1 protein-coding gene and 2 pseudogenes are annotated in these 2,001 nt (G+C 32.5%); all 3 read right to left on the bottom strand.

Features of this window, described 5'->3' with window-relative positions:
- Nucleotides 1-440 (bottom strand): annotated as a pseudogene (locus B3J44_RS16775) (Glu/Leu/Phe/Val dehydrogenase); the annotation flags it as partial.
- Between the two features lie 12 nt (nucleotides 441-452).
- A pseudogene (locus tag B3J44_RS24275) lies at nucleotides 453-805 on the bottom strand (Glu/Leu/Phe/Val dehydrogenase dimerization domain-containing protein); the annotation flags it as partial.
- A gap of 492 nt (nucleotides 806-1,297) precedes the next feature.
- The coding region (locus B3J44_RS16765; RefSeq protein WP_286969795.1) for an EamA/RhaT family transporter at nucleotides 1,298-2,001 on the bottom strand (704 nt) is incomplete at its 5' end.

Below are 2,001 nucleotides of genomic sequence, written 5' to 3'. Positions count from 1 at the left end.
GGAATCAAAACATCAACATCTAAAAGCAATAAATCTTCATGTTTAATCGCTATCGAATTAGGATATCCTTTTATGGTTTTGTTATTCAGATTATAATACAAGATCAATTCTGGAATATTAATTCCGTTCGGATTGTAAAATGCTTCCGAAACATCACTTACGGCTACAATCTTCACTCCTTTTTCGTGCAGAAATAATGCAGAATGCAATCCAACATTTCCAAATCCTTGAATCGCTGCCGTAGCTCTTGCGGGTCTGATTTTTAGTTTTTGAAGCGCCAAAAGCGTAATAATGCTTACTCCTCTTCCTGTAGCTTCTACTCTGCCTAAAGATCCGCCAGAATGAAGATGTTTTCCTGTTACTACCGCATGAATAGGTCTTCCGTGCAATAATGAAAATTCATCCATTAACCACCCCATTTCATCTGGGCCAGTTCCCATATCTGGCGCGGGAACATCCTTTTCTGGCCCAAAAATATCCGATAATGTTTTGGTGTACGCTCTTGTGATTTTTTCTAATTCTGTTTTAGAATGGTTTCTCGGATCGCAAATAATGCCGCCTTTAGCACCACCAAAGGGAATTCCAGTTACAGCAGATTTACAGCGGTATCATAACGAATTCCGCCTTTTGAAGGTCCTAAAGCCGTGTTGTGAATTACGCGGTATCCTTCAAAGTTCTGAACGTTTCCATTATCTAAAACAATAGAAAAATTTACAGTGATTTGTTTTTCTGGGCGCTGCAATTTTTGTTTGATAGAATCATCTAACTTCAAAATATCTGCAGCGATATTAAAGCGATCAATCATAGATTGAAACGGATTATGTTTTATAATTTCTGAGCTCATAATATATAGTTTTTAGGTTTGGGTTATCTTTTTATATCTATTGAAAATCTTTTTCGATAAAAGTTCATTTACCTTTTATCTGATAAACTGATACAACACGGAATCTTTATCAAGCAACGGCGCATCAAAATTTTCATATTTCTATTGGTTCTCATATCTAGATTTTTTAACGATTCAAAAAAAGCCTTTCATGGTGCAATGAAAGGCTAAAAAAAAAAATAACTAACAAGTACTTTCTCTATTAACGCCATTTCAAAACGTGATTCATCATACAGCACATCGCAAAGCTGCATGAAAAAGACGTTATTATATTTTGGCTATAGTTTTTCATTGTTGAGACAAAGCTACAAAAATATATTTATAAATTCTATAGAATTAGTAGAGTTAATTTAAAAGAATTTTAATTTACTTACAAAAACAACTGTAAATTAAAGGTTTATGAACTAAAAAAAATTACTGTAATTGTGATAAAAATATGAAAACAACTGCTATAAGAGCCAATAACAAACCTAAAATATTAATTTTTGAGAGTTTCTCTTTAAAGAAAAATGCTCCGATAAGAGTTCCTAAAATAATTACGCCCATATTCATTCCTGCAAAGACCGTTGACGGATTTTCTGCAAATGCTTTATGAGCTTTTAAATAGAATAATATATTTCCGAAGTTGAAAACGCCGACCAATATTCCAAAAGGAATGCTTTTTAAAACAAATTTTTCTTTTGCTATAAAGAACTTGTAAATCACTATAAGAATAGAAACAGCAAAAGCAATTAGAAAGACAAAAAACAAAGATGTTGTGTAAGGGACAACTGTATATAAAGCTATTTTCTTAAAAAGAATATCGATAACTCCAAAACCAAATAAAACTGTTGCTGGATAAATCCATTTGTTTTCTGCGTTGTCTGATGGCTTTTTTAAGATGAATAAAAGTGCAGCAAAACCAACTAGAACTCCTACAACTTTATAAGTATTAAATCCTTCATTAAACAAGAGCCAAGCTGCCAGAATAGGAATAAATAACGACAATCTTTGCGCTGCATCTGTCTTTGCAATTCCCATATACTTTATAGAAAGTGCTAAAAACAGAAATAAAATCGGAAGTAAAATTCCAACAGAAGTGTAGATTTCTAATGGCGCATTATTGTCTAATGCATTTA

This window comes from Flavobacterium sp. UBA4854 (assembly GCF_002399805.1).
GTDB classification, from domain to species: domain Bacteria; phylum Bacteroidota; class Bacteroidia; order Flavobacteriales; family Flavobacteriaceae; genus Flavobacterium; species Flavobacterium ginsengisoli.
Note: the sequence above shows the minus strand (reverse complement) of the source record. Positions and strands in the feature narration are given on the sequence as shown.